Annotated in this window: 14 protein-coding genes; 11 read left to right on the forward strand and 3 right to left on the reverse strand. The window is 58.1% G+C overall.

All coding sequences use genetic code 11. The features are described 5' to 3' along the window. Positions 1 to 163: 163 nt before the first annotated feature. The 11 genes from ASE80_RS11840 to ASE80_RS11890 all read left to right on the forward strand — a co-directional run bounded on the left by ASE80_RS11840 (position 164) and on the right by ASE80_RS11890 (position 16,748). The gene (locus ASE80_RS11840; RefSeq protein ID WP_056859055.1) at positions 164 to 874 is read left to right on the forward strand and encodes an SIMPL domain-containing protein; all 711 of its coding nucleotides are present in this window, start codon (positions 164 to 166) and stop codon (positions 872 to 874) included. 441 nt (positions 875 to 1,315) lie between these two features. Next, a complete protein-coding gene (locus tag ASE80_RS11845) occupies positions 1,316 to 4,045 on the forward strand; it encodes a hypothetical protein (protein WP_236708824.1) in 2,730 nt (909 codons plus the stop codon). A gap of 101 nt (positions 4,046 to 4,146) precedes the next feature. After that, complete coding sequence (locus ASE80_RS11850; RefSeq protein ID WP_056859056.1) at positions 4,147 to 5,748, forward strand: ABC transporter substrate-binding protein; 1,602 nt, start codon at positions 4,147 to 4,149, stop codon at positions 5,746 to 5,748. A 258-nt stretch (positions 5,749 to 6,006) separates the two neighbouring features. Then, on the forward strand, positions 6,007 to 7,635 hold the full coding sequence (locus tag ASE80_RS11855) for an ABC transporter substrate-binding protein (protein WP_056859057.1): 1,629 nt from the start codon (positions 6,007 to 6,009) through the stop codon (positions 7,633 to 7,635). 364 nt (positions 7,636 to 7,999) lie between these two features. After that, a complete protein-coding gene (locus tag ASE80_RS11860; protein ID WP_371920493.1) occupies positions 8,000 to 9,544 on the forward strand; it encodes an ABC transporter substrate-binding protein in 1,545 nt (514 codons plus the stop codon). Positions 9,545 to 9,714: 170 nt separating this feature from the next. After that, positions 9,715 to 11,109, forward strand: coding sequence for an OprD family porin (locus ASE80_RS11865; RefSeq protein WP_056859059.1), 1,395 nt, complete (start codon positions 9,715 to 9,717; stop codon positions 11,107 to 11,109). An 80-nt stretch (positions 11,110 to 11,189) separates the two neighbouring features. Beyond that, complete coding sequence (locus ASE80_RS11870; protein ID WP_056859060.1) at positions 11,190 to 12,788, forward strand: ABC transporter substrate-binding protein; 1,599 nt, start codon at positions 11,190 to 11,192, stop codon at positions 12,786 to 12,788. A 77-nt stretch (positions 12,789 to 12,865) separates the two neighbouring features. After that, positions 12,866 to 13,876 (forward strand): ABC transporter permease subunit, encoded by a 1,011-nt coding sequence (locus tag ASE80_RS11875; protein WP_056859204.1) that lies wholly within the window; start codon positions 12,866 to 12,868, stop codon positions 13,874 to 13,876. A 10-nt stretch (positions 13,877 to 13,886) separates the two neighbouring features. Then, the gene (locus ASE80_RS11880; RefSeq protein WP_056859205.1) at positions 13,887 to 14,798 is read left to right on the forward strand and encodes an ABC transporter permease subunit; all 912 of its coding nucleotides are present in this window, start codon (positions 13,887 to 13,889) and stop codon (positions 14,796 to 14,798) included. Between the two features lie 10 nt (positions 14,799 to 14,808). Next, on the forward strand, positions 14,809 to 15,777 hold the full coding sequence (locus tag ASE80_RS11885; RefSeq protein WP_017138287.1) for an ABC transporter ATP-binding protein: 969 nt from the start codon (positions 14,809 to 14,811) through the stop codon (positions 15,775 to 15,777). Then, complete coding sequence (locus ASE80_RS11890; protein WP_017138288.1) at positions 15,777 to 16,748, forward strand: peptide ABC transporter ATP-binding protein; 972 nt, start codon at positions 15,777 to 15,779, stop codon at positions 16,746 to 16,748. The genes ASE80_RS11885 and ASE80_RS11890 overlap by 1 nt, the downstream gene beginning before the upstream one ends. Before the next feature lie 158 nt (positions 16,749 to 16,906). On the opposite strand, the gene ASE80_RS11895 is transcribed toward ASE80_RS11890, so the two are convergent. From ASE80_RS11895 to ASE80_RS11905, 3 genes are all read right to left on the reverse strand, one after another. Continuing rightward, a complete protein-coding gene (locus tag ASE80_RS11895; protein WP_056859061.1) occupies positions 16,907 to 17,170 on the reverse strand; it encodes a hypothetical protein in 264 nt (87 codons plus the stop codon). A 97-nt stretch (positions 17,171 to 17,267) separates the two neighbouring features. Further along, the gene (locus tag ASE80_RS11900; protein ID WP_056859062.1) at positions 17,268 to 17,513 is read right to left on the reverse strand and encodes a hypothetical protein; all 246 of its coding nucleotides are present in this window, start codon (positions 17,511 to 17,513) and stop codon (positions 17,268 to 17,270) included. A 258-nt stretch (positions 17,514 to 17,771) separates the two neighbouring features. Further along, on the reverse strand, positions 17,772 to 19,355 hold the full coding sequence (locus tag ASE80_RS11905) for a peptide chain release factor 3 (protein ID WP_056859063.1): 1,584 nt from the start codon (positions 19,353 to 19,355) through the stop codon (positions 17,772 to 17,774). Positions 19,356 to 19,361: the final 6 nt, after the last annotated feature.

Consider the following 19,361-nt stretch of genomic DNA (forward strand, 5'->3'; position numbering starts at 1 on the left):
AAACGAAGCAGACCCGCTGGCACGGCGCGTGTGGCTCTTTGACGCAGGCCGGGCAAATGACCGTTCGTCGGCACCCCCACCACTTGTAGCGAATGTGTAAACCCGAAGAACCCGATGCCACCGTCTACAGTCTTAACCAACACGACTACCTCAAGGAGCTTCCATGTCTCGTTTCACTCGCAGTGCAGCTGTTATCACCCTCGGCGTCGCCACCCTGGCCAGCCTGCCTGTGCTGGCAGCCGAAGGGCTGAACTACAACCAGATTTCCCTGCGCGCCGAGGTCAGCCAGGAGGTTGCCCGCGACAAGATGATCGTCACCCTTTACACCGAGTCGCAAAACGCCGACCCGGCCAAGCTCGCGGCCGAAATCACCAACACCATGAACAAGGCCCTGGGCGAGGCGCGCGAAGTCAAAGCGGTGACCCTGCGCCAAGGCAGCCGCAACAGCTACCCGATCTACGACAGCAAGAACCAGAAGATCACCGGCTGGCGTGAGCGCGCCGAACTGCGCCTGGAAAGCGCCGACTTCCCGGCATTGTCCAAGCTCACCGGCGAGCTGCTCAACACCCTGAAAATGGAAAACATGGACTTCGCCATCGCCGATGCCACGCGCAAGGCCAGCGAAGATGCGTTGCTCAAAGAGGCAGTGGCCGCATTCAAAGCGCGCGCTCAACTGGCTACCGATGCACTGGGCGGCAAGGGTTACAAGATCGTCAATCTGAACTTCAACACCAATGGCTACCCTATGCCTTACGCGCGTGGCGGCATGATGATGAAAGCGGCCATGGCCGATTCGGCACCGACACCGGAAGTTGAAGCCGGCACCAGCCAGGTGAACATGAGTGCTGATGGCGTGATTGAAGTCCTGCAGTAAGCTTCTCGATTCCAAACAAACGGCGCAGCCCTGAGGGCTTGCGCCGTTTTTTTATACCTTGGTTTCCAATACCACGAGCGGTAAGTTTTTCCCCGTGGCTGTAGGCCGCTCCTTATGAGCGCTTTTTTCGGACAGAGCACACGTATAACGTGGAACCTTGCGCACGCTTTTAGCCACGCAGTGATAAGTAACGCCATGCGGACATTTCAAAAGCTTAGCAAGTAAGTTCTGTACAAAAGATAGACCAACAAAATTAATTTTATCCTTTGGCTTATGTAAATCACACACTCGCAAACGTGACTTAATCAGTGTCAAGAGAACACTGATCAGGCCCTCGTAAAAATCATGACATGGCGTACTGGCGCGGTGCACGCACTGCCAGCCGTACTGTTTCGCGCCCAGAAAACATCGTTAATCACTGATCAATAAAGCGACCCGATAATGAATACACTCTCGCCTCTGCTACCGCCGCCTATTACAACGCCCGCTCAACACAGCCGCCCGACTCGAGCCACTGACACTGCGCCAACAGTAGAAAATACACCGTCGGGCATGCCGACCCGTTCAGAAGATAAAGCCTCAGGCCTGGTACAAAAACCGAACTCGGCTCCAACCCCCAACCATGAACTGGATTTCGCCAAGGGCGTCATTTATGGGGCGCTCGGCGTTTCCCCACCCACAGCAAGTTACACGCTACAGGAGCGCCTACAGCGGATCGACGCTTATGCCGGTCGCGTCGTAACGCAAATCAAGCACATAGAAAGCGGCGAGGAAGGCGAAAGCAATATCAGGTTCCAGAAGACTCGCCAGTTTCTGGAGCCTGCCGGCTACTTCAGCGGTGGGTTATTGGCCGCCGGGTTAGACCCACATGAAAAAATCACCGTGACATTCAACGCTTACGTGGGGAAATGGAAACCGGAAGTCAAGACCAACACCGAGACACGCACCTATTTTGCCTGGGAAATTGCCGCGGGTGCCCTGAAGCACGATAGACCAGCGGAAGGCGGCCTGCTCAACTTCCAAACCATGGAAATCCAGCCCCAGGACCGCAGCAAGATCAACGATCTGGAAGCGCTGGGTGCGAAGCTTCAAGATCACTGGAAAGATGACATAGCCAAGCCCATGCACGACGAGTCAGGCGCATTGGCAAAGCGCTCGGGGAAAGCCGATGCCTATGTTGTGAAGGGCATCTTGCAAGGCCTGCGCAATGATAAAGATATCTATAAAACGCTAACGCCTGAAGGTCAAATAGCTGTTGACCGCACGCTGGACAAGAAAGGCAACGTGCTCATCCCAAACATATACGGCTATCCAATGGCCGGGTACGCGTTCATCCCTTACGTCAATTATCACGGCAACTATGATACCCGCCCCAATCAAGGCCTGATGATTGACTTGAAGAATGGTACGGTCAATGAAATAGACGGGGATGATGATTTTGCCCGCTGGGCCGGTAATAATCGTGAGGCATTGCGGGCCAGCTTTAACGCCCAGGACAAGCAAGGCGGAAAAGATGCTCATTGGCCAGCCGCAGGCAATGTACTCGAAAACATTATTGAGGGTAATCATGCTCATTACCCAGGACGTCATAACTTCCTCAGTTATAAACAGGTCCCCGTAAAGGAGACATTTAATTACACCCAATCCCGAACACAAAGTTACCATTTAAAGTTCGGAGATCTGAAATCCGGCATTGCTGCAGATTACCAAGAGCTCAACGCCAACAACGCAAAGTGGGCCGATCAAACCGAGGTATTTGGCGCCTCGCAGCAAACATGGAAGGAAGCCAAAGAATTGTGGGGGCGCACGTTCGGCTACGTGCCCATCCTTGGCAACGCGGGCAATATTTACTTCGGTGTCCATGACTCCATTTATGGCATGACCGCCGACGATCGTGTGGGCGGCACGGCCGCTGCAGTCATATCGGGCCTGCAACTTGCGCACGAAATTGCACCCTCTGTGGCAGAGGCGGGGCTGGGTGAGCCTGCAATCGCTACCCGCGCCTCGACGCCGCGGCCGTACAGCTGGAAATACAATGAGCAGACGCGCGATTTTGAGTTCGTGCGAGCGCCAGAAACTTCGAACAAGGCTGACACAAACGCCACCAAACCTGCGAGCACAGTTGTAACCCCGCCGACGAAGACCGCCTCATCCTTTCCGGGGATGCAGGAAATAGAGTTCAGGGGCAAAACGTATTTCGTCGCGGATAAACCCGATGCGTGGGACGGCACGGCTTACTTGTTGCGCGTAAAAGATCCGAGCGACCCAACAAAATTGGTGAGCAGTGGAATTGTTGCCAACCCTGATGAGACAGGCGCGTGGAAGAAAGCCGGGGAAACGGGTGGCGGAAGGTGGCCATGGCAACGCCCCGAATCACCCACCCCAAGTATCGAACCCAAGACCCCGTTGATGTCGGATCAGTTTCTGGAATTAGACGGGACAAAAATGCGAGGCTCTACGACGCTGGATCAATACCTCAATGGTGAGGAGCACGCCTATACCTATGGTGTTGCTATTAACGATAACGGTGAGACCGTACCGCAGGTTTCCTGGACAGTTGACGAGAACCCAGCCCACGCCACACCACACCCGACAGCTGGAAAATCAACGTTCGGGACGAGTGAATACAGTGAGCAATTTATTAAAGATATAAACCGCAGCCGGTTCACAGTGAACACGCCAGAGGGCATCACACTGGAAATCAACATCCCCGAACAGGTCCGGTTGCTTCAACAGCAAAAAGGCGCCACGTTGTCAACTGCCGAACTCAACAGCGTCATACAAGAAAACATTGAAAAGTTTGAGATCGCTATACCAGATGCCGCGTTAAGAGCCCGAATTTCTGAAGTTGCCCATCAATGGTTGCTCGGCGCTGCCCCCGATGAGTTTCGAACCTCTCGTTTCAACGGCACAGTATTTGGTAGCGGTCGAGACCCCCACTACATTATCGAGTATGCGGGAGAAGGAAAAACGGCCACCGTCACAGGGAAATCTGACTTTATACTTACCCGACTAGACGAAAGTAATGGCGAACTTGAAACACTGACTGATGTAAATGTAAAAGCGTCAAGAACAATCACTATAGACACCAGCAATGAAATTGACAGCGACGGTTATGTCATCAACCCCTCAGCGCCTACCCGTATAGAGATCACGGCTGTACTGGACTGATCAGTACTCCCCTCTATCTGCCCTTACTGAACGGCGGTAACCTCGGTGACCGCCGTTTTCGTTTGGGCAATTTTTGGCTGCCAGCCACTTCAGGGGACTCCATGGAAAGAATCGCGTTTAAACCACTGCTACTCGCCGCCAGCCTCCTGGCCTGTATGCCCATGGCTCACGCCGCCAGCACCCTGGTCTACTGCTCCGAAGCCAGCCCCGCCGGTTTCGACCCCAGCCAGTACACCAGTGGCACCGACTTTGATGCCTCCGCCGAAACCGTATTCAACCGCCTGACCCAGTTCAAGCGTGGCGGCACCGAGGTGGAACCTGGCCTGGCAACACGCTGGGATGTCTCCAAAGACGGCCTGACCTACACTTTCCACCTGCGCGACGGGGTCAAGTTCCACACCACTGACTACTTCACCCCGACCCGCGACTTCAATGCGGATGATGTGCTGTTTACCTTCAATCGCCTGCTGGATGCCGACAGCCCGTTTCGCAAGGCTTATCCATCAGAATCGCCGTACTTCACCGACATGGGCTTGAACACCACGATCAAAAACGTCGAAAAACTCGACGACCACACCGTGCAGTTCAACCTCAACAACGTCGATGCCTCGTTCGTACAGAACCTGGCCATGAGCTTCGCCTCGGTGCAATCAGCCGAATACGCCGCTCAACTGCTCAAAGAAGGCAAAGCCGAGGAAATCAACCAGAAACCGGTAGGCACCGGGCCGTTTGTGTTCAAGCGCTACCAGAAAGACTCGCAGATTCGTTTCGTGGCCAATAAACAGTATTGGAAGCCCGAGGATGTGAAACTCGACAACCTGGTATTCGCCATTACCCCGGATGCCGCTGCGCGCCTGCAAAAACTCAAGGCCGGTGAATGCCAGGTCAGCGGTTACCCACGCCCATCGGACATTGAAGTAATGAAGCAGGACCCGAACCTGCGCGTGCTGCAACAGGCCGGTTTCAACCTGGGGTTTCTGGCCTACAACGTGACGCATCCGCCGCTGGACCAGCTCAAAGTGCGCCAGGCGCTGGATATGGCCATCGACAAGCCCGCGATCATCAAAGCCGTTTACCAAAGCGCCGGACAATTGGCGCAGAACGCGCTGCCACCGGCGCAGTGGTCTTATGACCCGACGATCAAGGATGCACCTCACGATCCGGCCAAGGCTCGGGCGCTACTAAAAGAAGCAGGGGTTGCACCAGGTACCACCATCAACTTGTGGGCGATGACAGTACAGCGTGCCTCCAACCCCAACGCGCGCATGTCGGCACAAATGATCCAGCAAGACTGGGCAAAGGTGGGTATCAAAGCCAACATCATCAGCTACGAATGGGGCGAATACATCAAGCGCGCCAAAAATGGCGAGCATGACGCGATGATTTACGGCTGGACTGGCGACAACGGCGACCCGGATAACTGGCTCGGCGTGCTCTACAGTTGTGCCGCCGTAAAGGGCAGCAACTACGCCAAATGGTGTAACCCGGCCTACGACAAACTGGTGCAGCAGGCCAAGGTCAGCAACGATCGCGAGCAACGCATCAAGTGGTATCAACAGGCGCAAAAAATCCTTAAGGAACAAGTACCTATAACGCCTATTGCGAACTCGACGGTTTTCCAGCCACTGCGTAAAGAAGTGCAAGACTTCAAGATCAGCCCGTTTGGGCTGACGCCGTTCTACGGTGTCAGTCTAGATAAGTAACAAGGGCGCCCCAACCGAGTGCGCCAGACGCCTCGGTTGGGCTTTTTTGGTGCGCTCAATGCACCGAAAAAACCCTCTATATATATGCATTTATGTACAAACTTTCATAAATGCGACATTCCTGTACGTTCGTACCACAGTTTGCCTCTCGCAACGGTTCAGCATCTTGCAATGGGTATGGCCCCTGCATAAGTATCCGCAGGCCGACTCACGAGGTCGCCCTCACCACCAAAAATGACAACAAATCATGAGGCCAACATGCTTAAACACGCAGTCCTTCCGCTTTTAGTGAGTGCTGGCCTTATGGCCGCAGCTCCATTCGCCCAAGCGGCGACTAACCTGGTGTTCTGCTCCGAAGGGAGCCCGGCCGGTTTCGACCCAGGCCAGTACACCACCGGAACAGACTTCGATGCCTCGGCCGAAACCATGTTCAACCGTCTGACCCAGTTCGAACGCGGCGGCACCGCTGTGATTCCTGGGCTGGCCACCAGCTGGGACGTTTCCCCGGATGGCCTGACGTACACCTTCCACTTGCGTGATGGCGTGAAGTTCCACACCACCTCGTACTTCAAGCCGACCCGTACCTTCAATGCCGATGACGTGCTGTTCACGTTCAACCGCATGATCAACAAGGACGACCCGTTCCGCAAAGCCTACCCCACCGAGTTCCCGTACTTCACGGACATGGGGATGGACACCAACATCAAGAACATCGAGAAAGTCGATGACCACACCGTCAAGTTCACCCTTGGCACCGTGGACGCCGCTTTCATCCAGAACCTGGCGATGAGCTTCGCTTCCATCCAGTCAGCCGAATACGCTGCTCAGCTGTTGAAGGAAGGCAAAGCTGCGGACATCAACCAGAAGCCAATCGGCACTGGCCCGTTCGTGTTCAAGAGCTACCAGAAAGACTCGAACATTCGTTACACCGGCAACAAGGACTACTGGAAGCCGGATGACGTGAAGATCGACAACCTGATCTTCGCCATCACCACCGACCCGTCGGTGCGTATCCAGAAGCTCAAGAAAAACGAATGCCAGATCACCCTGTTCCCACGTCCGGCCGACCTTAAGGCACTGGGCGAAGACAAGGACCTGAAACTGCCGCACCAGGCCGGTTTCAACCTGGGCTACATCGCTTACAACGTCATGCCGGTACTCAAGGGCCAGACCGCCGCCAACCCACTGTCTGACCTGCGCGTACGTGAAGCGCTGGACATGTCGGTGAACAAGCAGCAGATCATCGACTCCGTGTACCAGGGCGCAGGCCAACTGGCCGTCAACGCCATGCCGCCGACCCAGTGGTCCTACGACACCACCATCAAGGATGCGAAGTTCGATCCGGCCAAGGCCAAGGAACTGCTCAAGGAAGCCGGCGTTAAGGAAGGCACCGAGATCACCCTGTGGGCCATGCCGGTTCAACGTCCGTACAACCCGAACGCCAAGCTGATGGCCGAGATGCTGCAGAACGACTGGAAACAGATCGGCCTGAAGGTCAACATCGTCAGCTACGAGTGGGGCGAGTACATTAAGCGCTCCAAAGGCGGCGAGAACCAGGCCATGATCATTGGCTGGAGCGGCGACAATGGTGACCCGGACAACTGGCTGAACGTGCTGTTCGGCTGCGACTCGCTGGCCGGTAACAACTTCTCCAAATGGTGCGACAAGAAATTCGACGGCATCGTGAAAGAAGCCAAGGCCACATCGGATGTCGCCAAACGCACCGAGCTGTACAAGCAGGCGCAACATATCCTTAAAGATGCAGTCCCGATGACACCTATCGCGCACTCGACGGTGTATCAACCCATGCGCAACACCGTGCAGGACTTCAAGATCAGCCCGTTTGGCTTGAACTCCTTCTACGGCGTTAGCGTAAGCGGCAAGTAAGGCTCAGTAACGGCGACGTTTCATAACGTCGCCGTTATTGCATCCGCCTAGACCATAGGAAACAGACCACAACCGCAACATTGCCGTCCTACAGCAATGAACTGCGACTTGTGTATCCGTTACCTACAAGGTCAATCCGTTTTGGCGCATTTACTGCAAGCTCCGCGACCCATACCGTCGTAGGACCGCAGAAGCTTCAATACAGGAAGGGCACTTGCTGCGTGTGGGATCAGTGATGTCCACCAGGCCTGACGCCTGGGTGATTGCTCGCTGATGACAACAACAAACAAGGATCGGGATCGTCATGCGCCATACCACTGTTCTATCCGCAATTTTTGGCACCAGCCTGCTGGCTGTGGCCACGATGGGCCAAGCCGCCGAAAAGAAGAGCCTGGTGTTCTGCTCCGAAGGCAGCCCGGCCGGGTTCGACACCGCGCAGTACACCACCGCCACCGACAACGATGCGGCGGAACCTTTGTACAACCGCCTGGTTGAATTCGAAAAAGGTGCGACTGACGTGGTGCCTGGGCTGGCAACCAAGTGGGATATTTCCGAAGACGGCCTGACTTACACCTTTCACCTGCGTGAAGGGGTGAAGTTCCACAGCAACAAGGAATTCAAGCCGACGCGCGACTTCAATGCCGACGACGTGCTGTTCACCTTCAACCGCATGCTTGACCCTGAACACCCGTTTCGCAAGGCCTACCCTACCGAGTTTCCGTACTTCAACGGGATGAGCCTGAACAAGAACATCGCCAAGGTCGAGAAGACCGGCCCTTACACCGTGGTGATGACCCTGAACACGGTCGACGCCGCGTTTGTACAGAACATCGCCATGAGCTTTGCCTCGATCCTGTCGGCCGAGTACGCCGAACAGTTGCTCAAAGAAGGCAAACCCAGCGACATCAACCAGAAGCCGATCGGCACTGGGCCGTTTGTATTCCAGCGCTACCAGAAAGACTCGCAGATCCGTTATGTGGGCAACAAACAGTACTGGGACCCAAGCCGCGTCAAGCTGGACCAACTGATTTTCGCCATCAACACCGACGCCTCGGTGCGCGTGCAGAAGCTCAAGGCCGGCGAGTGCCAGATCACCCTGCATCCGCGCCCCGCTGACGTCGACGCGCTCAAGGCCGATCCAAACCTGCAACTGTTGACCAAGCCAGGGTTCAACCTCGGTTACATCGCCTACAACGTGCGCCACAAACCCTTCGACCAGCTCGAAGTGCGCCAGGCGCTGGACATGGCGGTGAACAAGCAGAGCATCCTCAATGCGGTGTACCAGGGCGCGGGCCAACTGGCGGTCAACGCCATGCCGCCCACCCAATGGTCCTACGACGACAGCATCAAGGACGCCGCCTACAACCCGGAAAAAGCCAAGCAACTGCTCAAGGCCGCCGGCGTTAAAGAAGGCACCGAGATCACTCTGTGGGCCATGCCGGTGCAGCGCCCGTACAACCCCAACGCCAAGCTGATGGCCGAGATGCTGCAAAGCGATTGGGCCAAAATCGGGCTCAAGGTCAAGATCGTCAGCTATGAATGGGGCGAATACATCAAGCGCACCAAAAACGGTGAGCACGATATCAGCCTGATCGGCTGGACCGGCGACAACGGTGACCCGGACAACTGGCTGGGCACCCTCTACAGCTGCGACGCCATCGGCGGGAACAACTACTCCATGTGGTGTGACCCGGCGTACGACAAGCTGATCAAGCAAGCCAAGGTCGTGACCGACCGCGAACAAAGGACTGTTCTGTACAAACAGGCGCAGCAATTGCTTAAACAGCAAGTGCCGATCACGCCAGTCGCCCACTCGACGGTCAACCAGCCGTTAAGCGCCAAAGTCGAAGGTTTCAAGGTCAGCCCCTTCGGCCGCAACGTGTTTTCGGGCGTCAGTCTCAACCCATAAGAAAATAACCGGATGATGGGGAGCCAACTGGGCTCTCCCGCAAACGTGCAGCCTTTTGTTGGGATTTATCCTACGGCAAACGTTTGCACTAGCTTGAACGAGTTACACACCCAATAGCCGGTTCACCTAAAAAGACCGGCATTAAAAAGAGAACCAAAGGAGCTCCACCCATGAAACTGAGCAGCAAAGCGCTTCTGGCCCTGGCCATCAGCAGCATCACGGCCACCGCATTTGCGGAAACCCAGAGCCAGGACTTCGTCCCCACCACACTGGCCGGCACCAGCGCCCAAAGCGAGGCCAAGGGCTTTGTCGACGGCGCAAGCCTGGGCGGTACCACCCGTAACTGGTTCTCCAACGAACAGAAGTTCCGTGGCGGCAAGTTCACCTACCAGAAGCACGGCGAAGCGCGCACTGACGCTTACCGTACCAACTGGGTGCAGGGCACCATCCTCAACCTGAGCTCGGGCTTTACCCAAGGCACCGTGGGCGTCGCTACCGAAGTCGCGGCCTACAACGCTATCGTGCTGGACCGCAGCAAGCGCGACATCAAGGGTGGTTCCAACCGTACCCTGGCTGACTCCGACGGCGATGCAGTCGACCAGTGGAGCAAACTGGGCCTGGCCAACGTGAAGTTCCGTGTGTCGAACACCACCTTGACCGCCGGTCGCCAGAACTTCAGCAGCGGCATCGTCGACACCATCGGCAACCGTGCACTGCCATCGAGCTTCGAAGGTTTCGCTCTGAACAGCGAAGAATTCAGCAACCTGTCGTTCCAGGGCGCGTACTTCGACCGCGTGTCGCCACGTACCGAACAGAGCCTGTCGAAATTCCGCAGTGAATACGGCAATGGCCAGGAAGCGGATCACGTCTACACCGCCGGTGTGAACTACCAGCCGTTCAAGAGCCTGAAAACCAGCTTCTTCGGCGCTCAAGTCAAAGACTTCTGGAACCAGTACTACTTCGGCGCCACCCACGAACTGGGTGATGCTCAGACCCTGGCCCTGACCACCGGCCTGAACTACTACAAAACCGTCGACGAAGGCAAAAAGTTGATGGGCAAGATCGACAACGACACCTACTCGCTGTCGCTGGGCCTGACTCACCAGGCTCACAGCCTGACCTTCTCGTACCAGGAAGTGAACGGTAACGAATACTTCGACTACCTGCACGAAACCAACGGCATCTACCTGGCCAACTCCCTGACGTCCGACTTTAACGGTCCGAACGAGAAATCGTTCCAGGTCGCTTACGGCCTCAACATGGCCGAATACGGCGTGCCGGGCCTGAAGTTCAACATCTACTCGGCTCGCGGCTGGGGCATCGACGGCACTCACTACACCGGCGACGGCGGCCGTGCCGGCTTCGCTTACAACGGCATCCAGTCCCAGGATGGCGAGAAGCACCAGGAATACGGCATCGGCACCTCGTACGCCCTGCAAAGCGGCCCACTCAAGGCCACCACCATTCGTGGTACCTACGTGACTCACCGTGCCAGCGCCAACCAGGCTGACGGCAACATCCGTGAGTTCCGCCTGGTCACCACCATCCCGTTCAACATTCTTTAATTAGCGCCAGGTAGACGGCGGGCTCATCACGAGCCCGCCGTCTACGCTTGTCTGGTTTAATCGATTGCAGAGGGCTCTGAATGAAAATGCTCCCGCTACAAGCTGCCATTGCCGCTGCGCTGTTGAGCGTTGCGATCGGCGTTTCGGCCAAACCGCTGGTGGTCTGCACCGAAGCCAGCCCTGAAGGGTTTGACCCGGTGCTGTACACCACTGCCGTAACCGCTGACGCCGCCGCTGAAACCATGTTCAACCGCCTGGTGGACTTCAAGCCCGGTACCACCGAAGTTGTACCGGCACTGGCCAAGGCCCTGCCCGAGATCAGCGCTGATGGCCTGACCTACACCTTCCACCTGCGTGACGATGTAAAGTTCCACACCACCGACTATTTCAAACCCACGCGCAACATGAATGCCGACGACGTGCTTTGGAGCTTTCAGCGCCAGCTGGACCCGAATCACCCTTGGCACAACAAGTCTCTCGTGGGCTACCCATACTTTGAAAGCATGGGCTTCAAGGAACTGCTCAAGAGCGTAGAGAAGACCGACGATCACACCGTCGTCTTTACCCTGACCCGTCCTGAAGCACCGTTTTTGGCCGACCTGGCCATGGCGTTTTCCTCGATTCACTCCGCTGAATACGCCGACCAGTTGCTCAAGTCCGGCAAGACCGATGACCTGAACGCCAAGCCCATCGGCACCGGCCCGTTCATCTTCACCCGTTACGCCAAAGACGCCCAGGTGCGTTTCAAGGCCAACCCGGACTACTTCCGCGGCAAACCGCCAGCTGACCCGCTGATCCTGGCGATCACCACCGACAACAATGTGCGCCTGCAGAAGCTCAAGGCCAACGAGTGCCAGATCGCGCTGTATCCGAAACCGGATGACGTGCCGAGCATGAAAGCTGACCCGAACCTGAAGGTTGCGGAGCTGGCGGCGATGACCACCGCCTACACTGCGCTGAACACCACCCACAAGTACATGAGCGACGCCCGCGTACGCCACGCGATCAACATCGCGTTCGACAAAAAAGGCTACAACGAATCCCTGTACGGCAAAGGCAATGCCATTGATGCCACTGGTCCGTATCCGCCAACGCTGCTGGGTTTCAGCGACAAGCTGAAAAACCCAACCCGTGACCTCGACAAGGCCCGCGCCCTGCTCAAGGAAGCCGGCGTACCGGAAGGCACCGAGTTCACCCTGTTCACCCGTAACGGCGGCGGCCCGACCAACCCGAACCCGATGCTCGGCGCCCAGCGCATGCAGGCGGATCTGGCGCAGATCGGCCTGAAGGTGAACATCAAAGTGATGGAATGGGGCGAGATGCTCAAGCGCGCCAAAAACGGCGAGCACGACATGGTTTCCGCCGGTTGGGCAGGGGATAACGGGGACCCGGATAACTTCCTTACGCCAAACCTGAGTTGCGATGCAGCGAAAAACGGCGAAAACTACGCCCGCTGGTGTAACAAGGAGTTTCAAGACTTGATCGACAAAGCGCGCGCCATCGAGGAACCCTCGAAACGGGCCGCACTCTACGAACAAGCCATGGATGTCTTCGAAAAAGACCAACCGTGGATTCCAATGGCTTACCCGAAAATGTTCACCGCCATGCGCAAAAACGTCGAAGGCTTTACCCAAAGCCCTCTGACCACAAATAACTTCGCCACCACCCAGGTGAAGTAAATAAGAGAAGACGCTCGGCACCGTCGACATTGACGGTGCCGAACCTGCCTAACCGGCTGATTGAGGTACACAACAAGATGTTTAGTTTTATTGCCCGCCGATTGGGGTTATTGATCCCCACGTTTTTCGGCATCACGTTGCTCACGTTTGCGTTGATTCGCATGATTCCCGGCGACCCCGTAGAAGTCATGATGGGCGAACGCCGTGTCGACCCCGAGATGCACGCACAGGCAATGGAACGCCTTGGCCTGAACAAGCCGCTCTATGCGCAATACTTTGACTATGTAGGCAAGCTCGCCCACGGCGACCTCGGCGAATCGCTGCGCACACGCACCAGCGTGTGGACCGAATTCACCGCCCTCTTCCCTGCGACCCTGGAACTGTCCATGGCCGCCCTGTTGTTCGCCGGTATCCTGGGCCTGTTGGCCGGGGTGATCGCGGCCCTTAAACGAGGATCCCTGTTCGACCATGGGGTGATGGGCATCTCCCTCGCGGGATATTCGATGCCGATCTTCTGGTGGGGCCTGATCCTGATCATGTTCTTCTCGGTGAGCCTGGGCTGGACCCCGGTTTCCGGGCGTATCGACCTGCTCTACGACATCGAGCCGCGCACCGGCTTCATGCTGATCGACACCCTGCTGGCTGACGAGCCGGACGCATTCTGGGATGCCCTGCACCACCTGATCCTGCCGGCCATCGTGCTCGGCACCATCCCGCTGGCGGTGATTGCGCGGATGACCCGTTCGTCGATGCTCGAAGTGCTGCGCGAAGACTACATCCGTACCGCCAAGGCCAAAGGCCTGTCGCCGGCGCGCGTGGTATTCGTGCACGGCCTGCGTAACGCGCTGATTCCGGTGCTGACCGTGGTCGGCTTGCAAGTCGGCACCCTGCTGGCCGGTGCGGTACTGACCGAAACCATCTTCTCGTGGCCCGGCATCGGCAAATGGCTGATCGAAGCCATTGGCGCGCGGGACTACCCGGTGGTGCAAAACGGCATTTTGTTGATCGCCTGCCTGGTGATCCTGGTGAACTTCGTGGTGGATATCCTCTACGGCTTCGCCAACCCACGCATCCGTCACCAGCGCTGAGATCATGACCATGACCACACCTACTCAAGTGTCAGCAGTCGATCAAAGCCTGCTGTACCCGTCCCCGTACAAAGAATTCTGGCAAGCCTTCTCCAAGAACAAAGGCGCGGTTGCCGGCCTGCTGTTCATGTTGCTGGTGGTGTTTTGCGCGCTGTTTGCCCCGTGGGTGGCGCCGCATAACCCGAGCGAGCAATACCGCGACTTCCTGCTCACCCCGCCAGCCTGGCTGGAAGGTGGGCAGATGCAGTTCCTGCTGGGCACCGACGAACTGGGCCGTGACCTGCTCTCACGCCTGATCCAGGGTTCGCGCCTGTCGTTGCTGATCGGCTTGTCGTCGGTGGTGATGTCGCTGATCCCGGGCATCCTGCTGGGTCTGTTCGCCGGGTTCTTCCCGCGCATGCTCGGCCCAACCATCATGCGCTTGATGGACATCATGCTGGCCCTGCCGTCGCTGCTGCTGGCTGTAGCCATCGTCGCAATCCTCGGCCCTGGCCTGATCAACACCGTGATCGCCATCGCTATCGTGTCGCTGCCGTCTTATGTGCGCTTGACCCGCGCCGCGGTGATGGGCGAACTGAACCGTGACTACGTGACCGCCGCCCGCCTCGCCGGCGCCGGCCTGCCACGCCTGATGTTCATCACCGTGCTGCCCAACTGCATGGCGCCGCTGATCGTACAGGCTACCTTGAGCTTCTCTTCGGCGATCCTCGATGCTGCGGCCCTGGGCTTCCTCGGCCTTGGCGTACAACCGCCAACCCCTGAGTGGGGCACCATGCTGGCTTCGGCCCGTGACTACATCGAACGCGCCTGGTGGGTGGTGAGCCTGCCTGGTTTGACCATTTTGCTCAGCGTGCTGGCAATCAACTTGATGGGTGACGGCCTGCGCGATGCGCTGGACCCGAAACTCAAGAACGCCGCCTGAGGAGATTCCCATGTCACTGTTAGAAATCAAGAATCTCAACGTGCGCTTCGGCGACAAGACCGCCGTGCCGGTGGTCGATGGCCTCGACATTTCGGTCGACAAAGGCGAAGTACTGGCGATCGTTGGCGAGTCGGGCTCGGGTAAATCCGTGACCATGATGGCGCTGATGGGCCTGATCGAACACCCCGGCATCGTCACCGCCGACGCGCTGAACTTTGACGGCAAGGACATGCTCAAGCTGAGCAACCGCCAGCGCCGCCAAATCGTCGGCAAAGACCTGGCGATGGTGTTTCAGGACCCGATGACCGCGCTGAACCCCAGCTACACCGTGGGTTTCCAGATCGAAGAAGTGCTGCGTCTGCACCTGAAGATGTCCGGCAAGCAAGCACGCAAGCGCGCCATCGAACTGCTCGAAAAGGTAGAAATCCCGGGCGCTGCCAGCCGTATGGATGCCTACCCGCACCAACTGTCCGGTGGTATGAGCCAGCGTGTGGCCATCGCCATGGCCATTGCCGGCGAGCCGAAACTGCTGATCGCCGATGAACCGACCACGGCACTGGACGTGACCATTCAGGCGCAGATCATGGAACTGCTGCTGGCCCTGCAAAAAGAGCAGAACATGGGCCTGGTGCTGATCACTCACGACCTCGCGGTCGTGGCTGAAACCGCCCAGCGCGTGTGCGTGATGTACGCCGGCCAGGCCGTGGAAGTCGGCCAGGTGCCGCAACTGTTCGACATTCCGGCGCACCCGTACAGCGAAGCACTGCTCAAGGCGATCCCCGAGCACAGCCTGGGCGCCACGCGCCTGGCCACGCTGCCGGGTATCGTGCCCGGTCGTTATGACCGCCCGCAGGGTTGCCTGCTGTCGCCGCGCTGCCCGTATGTGCAGGAATCCTGCCGTGCCCAGCGCCCCGGCCTTGACCCGAAAAGCAACAGCCTCGCGCGCTGCTTCTACCCCTTGAACCAGGAGGTGGCGTAATGGCCGTCGTTCTTACCGCCCGCGACCTCACCCGTCACTACGAAGTGTCCCGTGGCCTGTTCAAGGGCCACGCACTGGTACGCGCGCTCAATGGTGTGTCGTTTGAACTGGAAGCCGGCAAGACCCTCGCCGTGGTAGGCGAATCGGGTTGCGGCAAATCCACCCTGGCCCGTGCATTGACGCTGATCGAAGAGCCGTCGTCCGGTTCCTTGAAAATCGCCGGCCAGGAAGTGGCCGGCGCCGACAAGGCCCAGCGCAAGCAATTGCGCAAAGACGTGCAGATGGTGTTCCAGAGCCCGTACGCCTCGTTGAACCCGCGCCAGAAGGTCGGTGACCAGCTCGGCGAGCCGCTGCTGATCAATACCAACCTGTCCGCCGCCGAACGCCGCGAGAAGGTGCAGGCGATGATGAAGCAAGTGGGCCTGCGCCCTGAGCATTATCAGCGCTACCCGCACATGTTCTCCGGCGGTCAGCGCCAGCGCATCGCCCTGGCGCGCGCCATGATGCTGCAACCCAAGGTGCTGGTGGCGGATGAGCCGACCTCGGCGCTGGACGTGTCGATCCAGGCCCAGGTACTCAACCTGTTCATGGATTTGCAGCAGGAATTCAACACCGCCTACGTGTTCATCTCCCACAACCTGGCGGTGGTGCAACACGTCGCCGACGACGTGATGGTGATGTACCTCGGTCGCCCGGTGGAAGTCGGCCCCAAGGAAGACATCTACGCGCGCCCGCTGCACCCGTACACCCAGGCGCTGCTGTCGGCCACCCCGACCATCCACCCGGACCCGAACAAGCCGAAGATCAAGATCGTCGGCGAACTGCCCAACCCGCTGAACCCGCCGCCTGGCTGCGCATTCCACAAGCGCTGCCCGTATGCCACGGCGCGTTGCAGCAGTGAGGAGCCGCAGTTGCGCGCATTGGATAACCGTCAGGTGGCTTGCCACTATGCGGAGCAGTTTGTGGCCTGACGAGGTCGCTGGATCGTCGCTCGATTAAGGCGTGACGCAGAGCGTCACAGGATGCATTCCCACGCGGAGCGTGGGGACGATCGACTTAGAGGAGTTCTACCGCCCCACCCGTCGGATTGCGCATCAGTCCGGCAGGCGGGGCTTTTTTTCATCTCGACTCAGGTATCGCTGTCACCTTCAGGGGTGTCATCGTCATCTGGCGGCGCTTGCTGGTCATCGTCATCCTTGGAACCGCCCTGGTCTTCATCACCAGGCTCTGCCTCGCTCTTGGCCAACTGCAAGCCACCCACCTGCGCCGTCTTCGCCGCCACATAACCCGGCGCCTGGCTCTGCACAGCCGTACTGGCCCACGCCGATGAAGCGCCCAGCGATAACATCACCAACACTTTCAGCAACAGCACCAAACGTTGAAAGATAGTCATGGTCGATTTCCGTCCAGTCAGTGAAACACGTGCGCCAGCGTTCGACCGGCGCTGTGAATGAAGCTAGTTCCGTTCTCGGGTTTATGCCAATAAGGCCTCAGGTATCGCCGTCATCGTAGGTTTCGCTGTCCTCACCTTCGTTGTAGGGGTTTTCTTGATCTTCCTTGGGGGCCGGCTGAGCCTGGGGCTGCCAACTGCCGGAGTTGGCTTCCTTCTGCTTTTTCTTGGTGACCGGGCCCGTGTCTTTCCACTGTGGCGTGCCGGTATCCGCCAGCGCCGCTGCGCCGGCCAGGCCCAAAGCCGCCAGCAACATCAGTTGGACGGCACGTTGAGTTATACGCAAGGTCGCCTCCGGATCCGTCGGTGAATGGGTGAAGTATTTGAATACGCTAGCCCGAATGCGGGGTTCTCGCCAATGCCACTGACAGATGAAGATCAACGGTGGGAGCTGGCTTGCCTGCGATGGCGGTCTGTCAGTAACCCTATTAGTGACAGACACACCGCTATCGCAGGCAAGCCAGCTCCCACATCAGGTCGGCAGCGCGCGCACAAAAAAGGGCGAAGCCATGACAGCTTCGCCCTTTGGTGTACCGCGCGGACCTTAGTGGTGTTCGCGCGTCGCACGGAATTTCACATCCGGCCAGCGCTCTTCCATCAGCGCCAGGTTGACCCGCGTCGGCGCCAGGTAGGTCAGGTGACCACCGCCGTCGATCGCCAGGTTTTCCACGGCTTTGTTGGAGAACTCTTCCAACTTCTTCTTATCGCTGCAATCGATCCAGCGCGCGGAGTACACGGTGATTGGCTCATAGGAGCATTCGACCTTGTATTCCTCTTTCAAGCGGCTGGCGACCACATCGAACTGCAGCACACCGACGGCGCCGAGGATGATGTCGTTGCTGCGCTCGGGGAAGAACACCTGGGTGGCGCCCTCTTCCGCCAGCTGCTGCAAACCTTGGCGCAGTTGCTTGGATTTGAGCGGGTCACGCAGGCGTACGCGGCGGAACAGTTCCGGGGCGAAGTGCGGGATACCGGTAAAGCCCAGGGCTTCGCCTTCGGTGAAGGTGTCGCCGATCTGGATGGTGCCGTGGTTGTGCAGGCCGATGATGTCGCCGGCAAACGCCTCTTCCAGCTGTTCACGCTCGGAAGAGAAGAACGTCAGGGCGTCGCCGATGCGCACGTCCTTGCCGGTGCGCACGTGGCGCATCTTCATGCCTTTTTCGTATTTGCCGGAGCAGATACGCATAAAGGCGATACGGTCGCGGTGTTTGGGGTCCATGTTCGCCTGGATCTTGAACACGAAGCCGGTGAATTTATCTTCGACCGGTTCCACGGTGCGCTCGTTGGCAACACGGGCCAGAGGCTTGGGTGCCCAATCCACCACGGCGTCGAGCACGTGGTCGACACCGAAGTTGCCCAGGGCAGTACCGAAGAACACCGGCGTCAGCTGGCCGTCGAGGAATTCCTGCTGGTTGAACTCGTGGCAAGCGCCCTGCACCAGTTCCAGCTGGTCGACAAAACGGTCGTACTCGTCACCCAGGTGGGCGCGGGCTTCGTCCGAGTCGAGTTTTTCGATGATCTTGGTTTCGGTGCGTTCGTGACCGTGGCCGGCGGTGTAGACAATGATGTAGTCATCAGCCAGGTGGTACACGCCCTTGAAGTCGCGGTAGCAGCCGATCGGCCAGGTGATCGGCGCGGCCTTGATCTTCAGGACCGCTTCGATCTCATCCAGCAACTCGATCGGGTCGCGAATGTCGCGGTCGAGTTTGTTGATGAAGCTGACGATAGGCGTGTCACGCAGGCGGCACACGTCCATCAGCGCGATGGTCCGTGGCTCAACGCCTTTACCGCCGTCGAGGACCATCAAGGCCGAGTCCACCGCAGTCAGGGTGCGGTAGGTGTCTTCGGAGAAGTCTTCGTGGCCGGGGGTGTCGAGCAGGTTGACCATGTGGTCGCGATACGGGAACTGCATGACCGACGTGGTAATGGAAATACCCCGTTGCTTCTCCATCTCCATCCAGTCGGATGTCGCATGGCGGTCGGATTTGCGGGATTTCACCGTGCCGGCCACAGCGATTGCCTTGCCCATCAGCAACAGCTTCTCGGTGATGGTGGTTTTACCGGCATCGGGGTGGGAAATAATGGCGAAAGTGCGGCGTTTCGCGACTTCGGCGGCCTGGTGGGTCATGGGAAA

Source organism: Pseudomonas sp. Leaf15, assembly GCF_001421425.1.
Classification (GTDB): Bacteria; Pseudomonadota; Gammaproteobacteria; order Pseudomonadales; family Pseudomonadaceae; genus Aquipseudomonas; species Aquipseudomonas salomonii.